General features: G+C 69.1%; 6 protein-coding genes and 1 tRNA gene. 4 read left to right on the forward strand and 3 right to left on the reverse strand.

Annotated elements, in window-relative coordinates; translation table 11 throughout:
* The first annotated feature begins 418 nt into the window (after positions 1–418).
* Positions 419–5,887 (forward strand): AMP-binding protein, encoded by a 5,469-nt coding sequence (locus BLU08_RS07360; protein WP_090197518.1) that lies wholly within the window; start codon positions 419–421, stop codon positions 5,885–5,887.
* Positions 5,884–9,543, forward strand: a complete 3,660-nt coding sequence (locus tag BLU08_RS07365) for an SDR family NAD(P)-dependent oxidoreductase (RefSeq protein WP_090197520.1) — start codon at positions 5,884–5,886, stop codon at positions 9,541–9,543. The genes BLU08_RS07360 and BLU08_RS07365 overlap by 4 nt, the downstream gene beginning before the upstream one ends.
* 69 nt (positions 9,544–9,612) lie before the next feature.
* On the opposite strand, the gene BLU08_RS07370 is transcribed toward BLU08_RS07365, so the two are convergent.
* Positions 9,613–11,220, reverse strand: coding sequence for a murein L,D-transpeptidase (locus BLU08_RS07370; RefSeq protein ID WP_233996136.1), 1,608 nt, complete (start codon positions 11,218–11,220; stop codon positions 9,613–9,615).
* A gap of 184 nt (positions 11,221–11,404) precedes the next feature.
* On the opposite strand from BLU08_RS07370, the gene BLU08_RS07375 reads away from it, so the two are divergent.
* Positions 11,405–12,043 carry a hypothetical protein gene (locus BLU08_RS07375; RefSeq protein ID WP_090197523.1) on the forward strand — a complete coding sequence of 213 codons (639 nt, stop codon included), beginning with the start codon at positions 11,405–11,407 and terminating at the stop codon, positions 12,041–12,043.
* Here the strand turns inward: BLU08_RS07375 and BLU08_RS07380 are convergent.
* Entirely contained in the window at positions 12,040–12,561 is a 522-nt protein-coding gene (locus tag BLU08_RS07380; RefSeq protein WP_157674479.1) for a hypothetical protein, read from the reverse strand. The two genes, BLU08_RS07375 and BLU08_RS07380, sit on opposite strands and share 4 nt — an antisense overlap.
* Before the next feature lie 97 nt (positions 12,562–12,658).
* Between BLU08_RS07380 and BLU08_RS07385 the strand changes: the two genes are divergently transcribed.
* Positions 12,659–13,132 (forward strand): hypothetical protein, encoded by a 474-nt coding sequence (locus BLU08_RS07385; RefSeq protein WP_090197529.1) that lies wholly within the window; start codon positions 12,659–12,661, stop codon positions 13,130–13,132.
* Between the two features lie 108 nt (positions 13,133–13,240).
* On the opposite strand, the gene BLU08_RS07390 is transcribed toward BLU08_RS07385, so the two are convergent.
* Positions 13,241–13,331, reverse strand: a tRNA-Ser gene (locus tag BLU08_RS07390).
* Between the last annotated feature and the right edge of the window lie 103 nt (positions 13,332–13,434).

Below are 13,434 nucleotides of genomic sequence, written 5' to 3' on the forward strand. Positions count from 1 at the left end.
GGGAGCGGACCGAGACGATCAGGCGTTGCGCGCGTTCGAACGGGAGCGACCTCGCCCTTGGCTAGCTTGCGAATTTCTCAACCGATTGGACAGACACGACATATCGCAGGTCGCGGGCTTCATGCCCATCTCCATCGAGCCCGAAAGCGCCACGCCCTGCCGCGCCCCGCCCGAACTGGCCCCGCCCCGCCCCGAGCAGCGCGCCCTTGCCAAGTGCCGAGCGACACAAAAGAACCGCTCGCGCACGGCGGGTGCAAGGAACTTTCGCGAATCCCGCGCGTAGTGTAACGGTCCTCCGCAAGGGGGCGCACTCAAACGGGGGGAGGGGGCTTCGACCGAGGCATCGTCACACGCGCAGGCACGGCCTGCCGGATCGCTGGCCGCGGACCGCATCGCGGACCGCGCCGACTACGCGCGTATGCAGGCCGCCTGCCGGGCGGACCCGGGCGCCTTCCACGGCGCCATCGCCAAGCGCCGCATCTGCTGGTTCGTGCCCGACGCCGGGACCAACGGCGCCTGGGCGTTCTTCGACGACGACCGGGGCGGCTGGACCGGCTGGGACGCAGCGACCGGCGAGGCATTGGATTTCGACTGGCCCGAAGGGTTCGAGCCGTGGACCCGTGCCTTCAACGACGATTCCCCGCCCGACTGGCGCTGGTTCGAAGGCGGGCTGACCAGCACCGCCTTCAACGAGGTCGACCGCCACGTGCTTGCCGGCCATGGCGAGGAAGCGGCGCTGATCTACGAAGGCGACCGCTGGAACATGGCGAGCGACGGCGGCCGCGGCGGACCCGTCGATTCGGAAATCGTCTCGCGCCGCAAGCTGCTGCTCGAAAGCGCGAAATGCGCCCTCGCGCTCAAGGCGCTGGGGGTGAAGCCGGGCGACCGCATCGCGCTCAACATGCCGAGCATCCCCGCACAGATCTACTGGACCGAAGGCGCCAAGCGCATGGGCGTCGTCTACACGCCCGTCTTCGGCGGGTTCAGCGACAAGACCCTGTCCGATCGCATCGCCGATGCCGGGGCGCGCGTGATCGTCACCGCCGACGGGTCCTTCCGCAACGCGCAGATGGTGCCGTTCAAGCCCAGTTACACCGATCCCGCGCTCGACAATTTCATTGCCGTGCCGGTCGCGCTCGACCTGATGGACAAGGCGCTGGCTGACAAGGAACTGTCTGTCTCCGATGCGCAGGCGGGCCTGATACGCGAGACGGTCGCAGAGGTGCTCGAAGGCGAGGTCACGGTCGAACGTTCCGACGTGATGCGCGGCGTGGGCAAGGCGTTGAGCGCGATCGGCGCCGGCGAACTCGGCGGGGACGCGCTCACCCCGAAACAGGCCGCGCAGCTTCGCATCGCCATCGCCGAGGCGCTGGTCGCCTCGCCCGAGCGGGTCGATGCCGTGGTCGTCGTCAGGCACACGGGGCAGCCCGACCTGCCATGGAACGCGGGCCGCGACCACTGGAGCCACGACCTCACCGACAAGGCGGGAGAGGACCTGCTCGCCGCCGCGCGCGCAGCGGGCTTCGACGTCGCGGACGAGGCGGCGCTGCTCGCGCTGCCCGACGACGAATTCGTGCGGGCGATCTGGGCGGGCTCTCCGGTGCTGCCGGTCGATGCCGAATATCCCAATTTCATCATCTACACCTCGGGCTCGACCGGCAAGCCCAAGGGCGTGGTCCATGTCCATGGCGGCTATGCCAGCGGCGTCGCGGCGACCATGCCCGCCGCTTTCGGGGCGGAGCCGGGCGACGTGCTCTATGTCGTCGCCGATCCGGGGTGGATCACCGGGCAAAGCTATCTCATCGCCGCCGCCCTTCTCACCCGCGTCACCACCGTCGTCACCGAGGGTTCGCCGGTCTTCCCCCATTCGGGCCGCTTCGCCGCGACGATCGAGCGCTATGGCGTCACCATCTTCAAGGCCGGCGTCACCTTCCTGAAATCGGTGATGCAGAACCCGGAGAACCTGAAGGACATCCAGCGCTACGACCTGTCCTCATTGAAATGCGCGACCTTCTGCGCCGAGCCGGTCTCCCCGGCGGTGCAGGCCTTCGCGATGGAGCACGTGACCCCTCGCTACATCAATTCCTACTGGGCGACCGAGCATGGCGGCATCGCCTGGACCCATTTCGCCGGATCCGAGGGCTTTCCGCTCGAAGCCAACGCGCACACTTTTCCGCTGCCCTGGATCATGGGCGACGTCTGGGTCGAGGACGAAGGCGGTTCCTGCGCCAGCGAAACCGCCGGCTACGCCCGCGCCGACGACGGCGGCGCGCCGTGGCGGCCCGCCGGGGAAGGCGAAAAGGGCGAGATCGTCATTGCCCTGCCCTACCCCTATCTCACCCGCACCATCTGGGGCGATACCGGGCGTTTCGAGGTCGAGGTGAAGGACGGCGCGGCGCGCGTCAGCCCCGCCTGGCGCGGCGATACCGCCCGCTATGGCGAGACCTACTGGAAGCGCTGGCGCGGGACCTGGGCCTACACCCAGGGCGATTTCGCCATGCGCCACCCGGACGGCTCCTTCTCGCTCCACGGGCGTTCGGACGACGTCATCAACGTCTCGGGCCACCGCATCGGGACCGAGGAGATCGAGGGCGCGATCCTGCGCGACAAGTCGCTCGATGCCGCCTCCCCGGTCGGCAACGTCATCGTAATCGGCGCGCCGCACAGCCAGAAGGGCGTGACCCCCGTCGCCTTCGTCACGCCGGTCGAGGGCCGCCGGTTGACGCAGGACGATCGCCGCCGCCTGACCGACCTCGTCCGCACCGAAAAAGGCGCGGTCGCGGTGCCTTCGGACTTCATCGAGCTGTCCGAATTTCCCGAGACCCGTTCGGGCAAATATGTCCGCCGCATGGTCCGCGCCGTGGTCGAAGGGGGCGATGTGGGCGATGTTTCGACCCTGCGCAATCCGGACAGCCTCGAAGAGCTGAGGCGCGCGGTCGAAGCGTGGAAGCGGCGGCAGGACCTTTCGGACAGCCAGTCCCTGTTCGAGCGGTATCGCTTCTTCACGGTGCAGTACAACACGCTCGCGCCGGGCAAGCGGGTCGCCACGGTCACCGTCGCCAATCCCCCGGTGAATGCGCTCAACGAACGGGCGCTCGACGAACTCGTGATCATCGCCGGGCACCTCGCGCGCAAGGACGACGTGGTCGCCTGCGTCTTCACGGGCAGCGGCACGGCGAGCTTCGTTGCGGGCGCGGACATCCGGCAGATGCTCGAGGAGGTGAACAGCGCCGAGGAAGCCAGGGCCCTGCCCGACAACGCGCAGCTCGCCTTCCACACGATCGAGACCATGGGCAAGCCGTGCATCGCCGCGATCCAGGGCGTGGCCCTTGGCGGCGGCATGGAATTCGCGCTCGCCTGCCATTACCGTGTCGCCGAACCGCGGGCGCGCTTCGGCCAGCCGGAGATCAACCTACGCCTGCTGCCGGGCTATGGCGGGACGCAGCGCCTGCCCCGCCTGCTCGCCGACCGGCGGGGCGAGGAGGGCCTGCGCGACGCGCTCGAGATGATCCTCGGCGGGCGCGCCATAGAGGCGGAAAAGGCGCTCGCCATCGGCGCGATCGACGCGCTGGCCGAAGGCTCGGACGATGCGCTGTCGTGCGCCCACGCGATGGTGCGCGAATTCGTCGTCTCGCCGCAGGACAGCCTGCTGGGGCAGGCCTTCGCCGCACGGCAGAAGGCGACCGAGAACTGGCGCGAACCCGCCGCGATCGATCTCGACGCGGCGCTCGCGGACGAGTTCCTCCAGCGCATCCTCAGGCAGCTCGACTGGGCGGGCCGCGGCAAGGCGGGGGAGCGGGCGCTCGACGCGATCCGCGAGGGCTGGACCAGGGGCATGGACGCGGGGCTCAAGCGCGAGGCGGAACGCTTCGCCGAGGCGATCATGGACCCGGAAGGCGGCAAGCGCGGCATCCAGCAGTTCATGGACAAGCAGAGCCCGCCGCTGCCCGTCCGCCGCGACGGCGTGTGGGTCTATGACGAACACGAGGAACGCAAGGCCCGCCTGATCGCAAGCGGCGACCTCTTGCCGATGGGCGCGCCGTTCTATCCCGGCGTCACCGCGATCCCGCCCTACCAGCTCGCTTTCGGCATCGCGCGCGATCCCGACACCGGCGCGCCGCGCTTCGGCCCGCCAGCACAGAACGAGCGCGAACTGGTCGTGAAGACGCCGAAGCCCCGGGCGAACGAGGCGCTGATCTACCTCCTCACGTCCGAGGTCAATTTCAACGACATCTGGGCGCTCACCGGCATCCCCGTCTCGCCTTTCGACGCGCATGACGAGGACGTGCAGGTGACGGGCTCCGGAGGGCTCGCGCTGGTCGTGGGGCTCGGCAGCGAGCTCAAGGAAGAAGGCCGCCTGCAGATCGGCGATCTCGTCGCGGTCTATTCGGGGACCAGCGACCTGCTCTCGCCGACGGCGGGCGAGGACCCGATGTATGCGGGCTTTTCGATCCAGGGCTACGAGACGAAGACGGGGAGCCACGCGCAGTTCCTGACCGTGCAGGGTCCGCAACTGCACAAGCCGCCCGCCGATCTCACGCTCGAACAGGCGGGCGCCTACACGCTCAATCTCGGCACGGTGACGCGCTGCCTGTTCACGACGCTCCGGATCACGCCGGGCAAGACGATCTTCGTCGAAGGTTCCGCGACCGGCACCGGGCTCGACGCGCTCAAGTCCTCGATCCGCACCGGGCTCGCCGCGACCGGGCTCGTCTCGAGCGAGGAACGCGCCGAATTCGTCAGGGCGCAGGGTGCGCTCGGCGCGATCAACCGGCAGGACCCGGCGATCGCGGACTGCTTCACCCCCGTCCCCGACGATCCCCACGCGGCGAAGGAATGGGAGCGCCGGGGCGAGGCGCTGCTCGAACGATACCGCGCGATCAACGAGGGCAAGCTTGCCGATTTCGTCGTCAGCCATGCGGGCGAGCGCGCCTTCCCGCGCAGTTTCCAGCTATTGGCCGAAGGGGGCAGGCTCGCCTTCTATGGCGCGTCGTCGGGCTATCATTTCAGCTTCATGGGCAAGCGCGGCGAGGTCCGCCCGGAAGAGATCATGGAGCGTGCGTCCTTGCGCGGCGGGGAATCCGTGCTGCTCTATTACGGGCCGAAAACCCGCTCGCTGGCCGATGAAAAGGGTCTCGAGATGATCGAGGCCGCGCGCCTGTTCAAGGTCCGCATGGTGATCGTCACCACCACCGACGGGCAGCGCGAATTCCTCCAGTCGCTGGGGCTCGAGGACTCGGTCGAGGGGATCGTCAGCATCGAGGGGCTGAAGCGCCGCGACGCCGATTTCGACTGGCCCGACACGCTGCCCCGCCTGCCCGATGCGCGCGAGGACATCGAAAGCTTCAAGGCGGGCGTGCGCGCCTATCAGCAGAACACCCTGAAGCCGTTCGGCACCGCGGTCGGCAAGCTTTTGCGATCGCCCGGCAATCCGCGCGGCGTGCCCGATCTCGTGATCGAGCGCGCAGGCCAGGACACGCTCGGCGTTTCGACCTCGCTGGTGAAGCCCTTCGGCGGGCGGGTGGTCTATGCGGAGGACATGGCCGGGCGACGCTACACCTTCTACGCACCGCAGGTGTGGACCCGCCAGCGGCGCATCTACATGCCGGCGGCCGAGATCTTCGGCACGCACCTGTGCAACGCGCACGAGGTTACGGTCATGAACGAAATGGTCTCGGCCGGCCTTCTCGACGTGACCGAGCCGACGCTGGTCGAATGGGAGGGCCTGCCCCAGGCCCACCAGTCGATGTGGGACAATCGCCATGCGGGCGCGACCTACGTCGCCAACCACGCGCTGCCCGCAACCGGGCTCAGGACGAAGAACGAACTGCTCGAATACTGGGCCGCGGGCGAGGCCGCAGGCCCCAATAACGGAGAAAATGCGTGAGCAAGACCGGCGAAGAGGCGAAAAAGGGCAGGCTCGCGAACCGCATCGCGCTGGTCACGGGGGCGGCGGGCAATCTCGGCAGCGAAATCTGCCGCGCCTTTGCCCGCGAAGGGGCCTTCGTCATCATGACCGGGCGGACCGCGGAACGGATCGGGAAAGCGCGCGAGGCGCTCATCGCCGATACCGGCGTCGCGCCCGAACGGGTGGACGTCGCCGTGCTCGACGGAAGCGATCCGGATTCGATCCGCGCCGCGTTCAAGAAGATCAAGGCCGATTACGGCCGCATCGACATCCTCATCAACAACGCGGGTTCAGCCGGGCCGAAGCAGCCGCTCCACAACGTCCCCTTCACCGCCGAGGAGAGGGAGGCCGCGGGCGAGAGCGAGACGGTATCGGACGCGATGAGGAACATCCTCGGCGTGACCTGGAACCTCGCGCGGATCGCTGCGCCGATGATGCCGACAGGCGGGGCGATGGTGAACATCTCCACCATCTTCTCGCACACCCGCTATTACGGGCGCACGGCCTATGTCGTGCCCAAGGCAGCGCTGAACGCGCTTTCCCGCCAGCTCGCGCGGGAACTGGGGCCGCGCGGGATCCGGGTGAACACGGTCTTTCCCGGTCCGATCGAGAGCGACCGCATCCGCACCGTCTTCGCGGCGATGGACGCGGTCCAGAACCAGCCCGAGAACACGACCGCGAATTATTTCACGAGCCGCATGGCGCTGACCCGGCCGGTCAAGGGCAAGCTCGACGGCAAGCCGCTCCCCGCCCCGGCCGACATCGCGGGCGCCTGCCTGTTCCTGGCGAGCGAGGAGGCGGGCGGCATCACCGGCGAAGAGATCGACGTGACGCACGGCCTGTCGGCCAACCGCGACTCGTCCTCGACCTACATGACCCGGCCCTCGATGCGCTCGCTCGACGGGGCGGGCCTTGCGATCTTCATCGCGGCGGGCGAGGAATGGGCCGAAGCGATCGAAAGCGCGAAAGTGCTGGTCGGCGCCGGCGCGACAGTGCGCCTCGGCCTTGCGCGCAACGCCGATGTCGCGCAGGCTAGGGCGCGGCTCAAGGCGCAGGGCACCGGCGAAGAACTGACCGTGACCCGCTTCGCCCGCTCCGAACCGCAGGCGATGGAAGCAGCGCTGGCGGATTTCGAACGCGATGCCGGGGCTCCGATCACGGGCGCGATCGTGCTGCCGGTCAAGCCCGCAGGTCACTTTTCCGGCCCGCTGCTAAAGGCCGACGATGCGACGGTCGGCACGTTCATGGAAACCGAGCTGACCGGCGCCATCGCCACCGCACGCAGCTTCGCCCGCTACTGGCGCGGCCATGCCGACATGCCCTCGCCGCCGCGCTGCGTCTTCATGACCAATCCGGGCGACGGGGCGGGCAATGCCTTCGCCGGCGTGCTGTCGGCCGGGATCACCCAGCTGATCCGCGTCTGGCGCGACGAGGAGCGCGTCCAGGCCGACAATGGCGAGACCCATCACGCGGTCTGGTCGAACCAGATCGTGCGTCACACCAATGCCGAAGTCGAGAACATCCGCTTCGCCGCGGGCCACGCGACCCGCGTCCTGTTCCGCGAACAGCGCATCGCCGAAATCGATCTGAAACTTCCCGCCAGCATCGCCGAGGAGACCGGCGCAAGGAAGGCGATGGTCGGTTTCGCCGAGAACATCACCGGGCTGCACCTCGGCAAGGTCGCCTTCATCACCGGCGGTTCGGCCGGGATCGGCGGTCAGGTCGCGCGGCTGCTCGCTCTTGCGGGGGCAAAGGTGATGATGGTCGCCCGGCGCGAAAGCGAGCTCGTCGCCGCACGCGAGCGGATCGTGGGCGAATTGCAGGACATCGGCTTTGCCGGGGTGGAACGGCGCGTCAAGATCATGGCCGATGTCGACGTCAGCGACTTCGCCTCGCTCGACCGCGCGATCGACGCGACGCTCGAGGAATTCGGGCGGATCGACTACCTCATCAACAATGCCGGCGTCGCGGGCGCGGAGGACATGGTGGTCGACATGGAACCCGACGCCTGGCGTTTCACGCTCGATGCCAATCTCGTCTCGAACTACCACCTGATGAGCCGGGTCGTCCCGCTGATGAAGGAGCAGGGATCGGGCTATGTCCTCAATGTCTCGTCCTATTTCGGCGGCGAGAAATTCCTCGCGGTCGCCTATCCCAACCGCGCCGACTACGGCCTGTCGAAGGCCGGGCAGCGCGCGATGGTGGAAAATTTCTCGGCCTATCTGGGACCGGAGGTGCAGTTCAACGCCATCGCCCCAGGCCCCGTCGACGGGGACCGGTTGTCGGGCACGGGCGGCAAGCCCGGCCTGTTCCAGCGCCGGGCGAAACTGATCCTCGAGAACAAGCGTCTCAACGCCGTCTACGAAGCGGTGATCGAGGCGATCCGCGGCGGGGCGGATGCCGACCGGATCCTCACCCGCCTGTCGCGCAATTCGACCAGCACTCTTTCCCACGATGCCGAAGCACCCGAAACGCTGCGCAAGCTCGCGCTCGATTTCGCGGCCGAGGGCGACGGGGTGTGCACCTGGGACCAGTACCTCCTCACCGAAGGCATGGCGCAGCGCCTGCTGGTGCGGCTGCAACTGGGCGGGATGCTGATCGGGTCGAACGAATGGACGCAATATTGCGAGGCGGGCGGCGCGACCTGGCTCAAGCTGGTGCCTCCGCAGGACAAGCCCTTCCTGCCGCAGGCGCAGGTCGACAAGGTCGCCGCCGGGGTCGGCAGGGGCGTGATCTCGCAGCTCCACCTCGGCGCCATGCCGACCGAGGCCGAGGTCGCGCAGGCCACGGTCTTCTTCCTCGCCGACCGGGCGGTGTCGGGCGAGACCTTCATGCCGTCGGGCGGGCTGCGGGTCGAACGCTCTAACACGGAACGCGAGATGTTCGGCAGCCCCAAGCCCGAACGCGTAGCGCAGATGGAAGGCAAGACCGTCTGGATCATGGGCGGGCATCTCGCAGATTACGTCGCCGAAACGATCCGGGTGATGATCGAGGACTGCAAGGTCGCGCACTGCGTCCTCGTCACCGGCAATGCCGCACGCGAAAAGGCCGTGCGCGACCTGCTGGGGAAGGACATCGGCGCAGACGCGCTCCACGTCCTCGTCGCGGGCGATGCGATCGAACAGGCGATGGACGAGGCGCTGTCGAAATGGGGCCGGCCGACCACGGTCGTCTCGATGCCGCCCGAACCGCTCCCCGCGACCCTGCTCGACGACGGCAAGGTCCTGCCGACCGCGCAATTCGCGAAGATGGTCGAAGACCAGGTCACCCGGCATTACCGGATCGCGCGCAAGGCCTCGCTCTACGACCACTGCCAGGTCGTGCTGGTTTCGCCCGAGGTGCCCTATGGCAGCGACGGGGCGGATTTCGCCTTCGCCAATTTCGTCAAGACCAGCCTTCACGCCTTCACCGCCACGCTCGCGGTCGAGAACGAGCGGCTGGTGCACGATGTCCCGGTCAACCAGATCAACCTCACCCGCCGGGTCCGCAGCGAGGAACCGCGCGACGAGGCGGAGCACGCCGAGGAACTGAAGCGCTTCACCCGCGCGGTCCTGCTGGTCGGCGCTCCGCTCCCCGACGCGCAGGATTCGCGCTACCGGGCGCGGATCTACCGCGGGACTTCGATGACGGTGTAACCGGGGCGGCGCCCGGCAGGCAGCGACGCGTCGGATCGGCCCGACCGTGCGACCGGCCGGGCGCAAGCGTCACGGCCCTACGTCGCTGACGGATATCTCGATCCGCGGCGCCTCGCGCGGCTCGTAGCCGAGCGCCTCGGCGATCCGGTTGTCCCAGCCATAGGGATCGGTGCGGTATTCGATCGCACCCTCTCGGTCGAGGAACGCGGTCTTGTAGAGCAGGCGCACCGGGATCTGCCGCGGCAACCGGACGAAGCTTTCCTCGCCGCTCTCCCTCGCCTCGCGGTATTCGCCCGTGACCCCCGCCTCGCGCGCCAGCATCCGGGCGAACCCGGGCGCGTCCTCGACCCTGATGCAGCCGTGGCTGAAATGGCGCTGGTTGCGATCGAACAGGTCCACCGCGGGCGTGTCGTGGAGATAGATCGCTTCGTCGTTGTCCATGTCGAACTTGACTTCGCCGAGCGCGTTGTCCTCCCCCGGAAGCTGCACCACCCAGCCATCGCGGCGGACCATGTTGTTGCGCGCGAGGTAGTCCTCGCCCCTCGGCTCGATCTCCTCGCGCTCGATCGACTTGGGCACGGTCCAGGTCGGATTGGCGACGAGGCGGAAGATCGGCGAACCCAGTTGCGGCGTCTTCCAGTCGGGCTGGCCGACCACGACGCCGCGGCTGTCGGCAATCGTCCCGTCCTCGAAATAGTCGAGCGTGGCGGCGGCGATGTTGACGTCGATCCGCCTCTCCGGGGCGTCGCGTTCGAGCCAGCGCAGGCGTTCGAGATTGACGGCGAGCAGGCGGGCGCGTTCCTCGGCGGCGATGTTGAGCACCGCGAGCGCATCGGACCCGACGATACCGTCATCGGAGATCCCGAAGTCGCGCTGCATCGCGCGCAGCGCCTCGGCCATGCGGTAGGTGTAGCGCTCGTCGCTGCCTTCCTCCCCGGATGTCGCGTCGAGATAGCCGTTCTCCCGCAGCCGATCGGCGATCTGCGGCACGCGCGGGTCGCGGTCGCCCGGGCGGATCAGATCGCCCTCGTTTATCGTGTCGCCCTCGCGCCGCGCGGCCCTGCGGGCGTTCTCGACATAGGCCTTCGACAACGCGCGATATTCCTCGCTGTCGGGGGCAAGGCTTTCGATCCATTCGCCCGCCCGGTTTTCGCCCACCGCGCGTTCGAGCCCGGCGACAAGGTCGACCTCGGGCCGCTCGAGCGTGTAGACCTCGAACAGTTCGTCCGGATCGGACTTCCCGTCGGCAAGCGCATCGGCAAGCGCGAAAGCCGCCGCCGTCAGCGCCGCCTCGCGCGCGGCGGGATCGCTCCCGGCATCCTGCATCGGCTCGAGATAGTCCCGCGGGTCGAGCCCGTGCCGCCCGGCGCGATTCAGCGTCTCGACCAGCGCGCGTGCCTCCGCGTCGCTCCAGGCGGGTTCCCAGCCGCGCTCCTCGTAGAAGGCGCGCGCCCGCTCTTCCGTCACCGCGCTCCTGAGGGCTTCGGAATCGACCCGTTCCGGTGCGACCAGCCCGCCGTCGCCCTGCGCGGAACTCTCCGCCTCGTCGACGGAGCCGAGCATGGCCGCCTCGCCGTCCCGTTCGCCGCAGGCGGCAACGGCGAGAAGCGCCGCCGCCGGGAACAGGGCGCGGGCGCAGGGCCGGGAAAGAATCGTTCGTGGGGATTTCGTCATCATGCCGAACCAACGGTGGGCGCGGATTGCGTTCCCGTATCGAAGTGCATGATCGCAAACGGAAAACCTGATCCAGATCGATTTTCAGCGCCCCGTCGCACCGCTGCGGCGTTTCGCCGCGCTGCGGCCGTGAAGCGCGCCCGCCCGAACCCATTTGCGGGCCGTGACACCCGGCTTTCGATCCTGGTTGCGCGGCGCGCTGATCGCCGCGGGCGGCTTGGCGAGCGGGCTCGCCGCCGTGCTTGCCGCGCCGACGCCGGCGCAGGCCCAGACCGAGGCGCCCAGCCAGTCGCGCGCGGATTATCTCGCCTGGCTCGCCCGTTCGCCCCAGAACCGCGAGAATGTCCGCGCCTTCTCCACCTTCCTCGCAGCGCGCGGGGTCGATAACGTCCTGTCAACCTGGCAATTGGTGCGGACCTCCTCCTCCTGGCGGCAATGCAGCGCCCAGCCGTTCGAGGTCGCGCCGGTCCAGCAATGGGCGAACATCGTCGACACCCTCGCCTTCGTGCGCGAGGAAGTCGTGCCGTCCGTTGGCGATCTCGAGGTCCTGTCGGCCTATCGCAACGAGCGGCTCAACAGCTGTTCCGGCGGGAGGCCCGGATCGGCGCACCGGATGTTCTTCGCGATGGACCTCGTGCCGCAGGACGACATCACCCGCGGCGAGCTGATCGAGACGCTCTGCCGCGCCCATCGCCGCAAGGGGCGCGAATACAGCACCGGGCTCGGCTTCTACAGCGGCATCCGGTTCCACATCGACAGCAGCGGGTATCGCAAGTGGGGCGCCGACGGACGCGGTGCGTCATCGCCCTGCAACACGCTGCGCTAGGGACACAGCGGGTCGCCGACGAGGTCGCGCGCGCGCCGCGCGGCGGCGCGGCCGGCCTCGACCAGCACGAAATCGCGCCCGGCAAGACTCGCCTGCGCGCTCCAGTAATAGGCGCAGCCGGCGGGCACCTCGGCGGGAAAGGCGATCCGGTCGTCCTCGATCGCGGCGGTAAACGAACAGTCTCCGTCCCCCGCGAGCGTGACGACGAGAGGCCCGCCTTCACGCCGCGCCGTGCCTAGCCCGCTGCACGCCGCCCGGCCCCGTGTGATCGCGCCGCCGAGCGTGACGAAGGCGAGCCGGGCCTGCCTTGCCTCGCTCTCGCCCTTGCCCTCGCCCTCGCCCTCGCCCTCGCCGCCGACGAGGCACAGCCGGTCGCCCGCGCCCGCCCCCTCCGGAGCCTCGGCAATCCCTTCGTAAAGCCCGGAGAGGCCCGGATCCCGCTCCTTTTCGGGCTCGTCCGAAGGCTCAGCCGCGCAGGCGGCGACGAGCAGGCGGCAGAAGAGCGGGACCGGTCTCACGTCCGAATCAAAGCGCGAGCGCGGGGAAAGTTCACGCCCGGCCGCGGCGAGCGCAGGAACCAAGGATCAAACGCGCCGGAGGAGGATTGAAAGGTGCATGACCCATTCCCTCCTTGCCCGCCCGCCCCGGACCGCCAGCCCGTTCGCCGCGACGCCGGTCACGGGCCCGCTCGCGATCGGTCTCGTCGCGGGGCAGCGGGCGCTGAGCCCGCTCGCGGGCCTCGCGCTCGCCCGCGGGATGCGCCGCCATCCCCTGCTCGGCGCGGGAGCGTTCGCGCTGGCGGCGGGCGAGTTCGTCGCCGACACCTCCCCCGACGCCCCCGACCGGACCCGGCCCGGCGGCCTCGCCGCGCGCTTCGCCAGCGCCGCCTTCGTCGCGGGCGCTTTCGCGAAACCGGGGAGCAAGGCGCTCGCGGGCGCAATTGCGGGCCTTGCCGCGGTGGCCTCGGCCGAGGCAGGCGTGCGGCTGCGAAAGGCGGCGGCCGCGCGCTTCGGCCGCATCCCCGCCGCGATCGGCGAGGATGTCGCGGTCCTCGCCGCGACCGCGGCGATCATGCTGCCCCGCCGCTAGCCCTCGGTCCCGACCAGGAGATGCCGCGAGCAAATGACGAAGGCGGCACCGTCCGCGCCCCCGAATTCACGGGCGCTCTTGCTTCGGATCGGGTTGGCTGGAGGATGATGGCGGAGCAGGAGGGATTCGAACCCTCGATACGGGGTTGCCGTATACACACTTTCCAGGCGTGCGCCTTCGACCACTCGGCCACTGCTCCGCGCTTGCCTTGGGGCAAGGCGCGGCTCCTAGCCACGAACGGCGCGGTTCGCAAGGCGCTCCGAATGCAGGGATCATGGGAAGGCGCGCGCAATTGTGGTATA

It is taken from the genome of Erythrobacter sp. HL-111, assembly GCF_900105095.1.
GTDB lineage: Bacteria > Pseudomonadota > Alphaproteobacteria > Sphingomonadales > Sphingomonadaceae > Erythrobacter.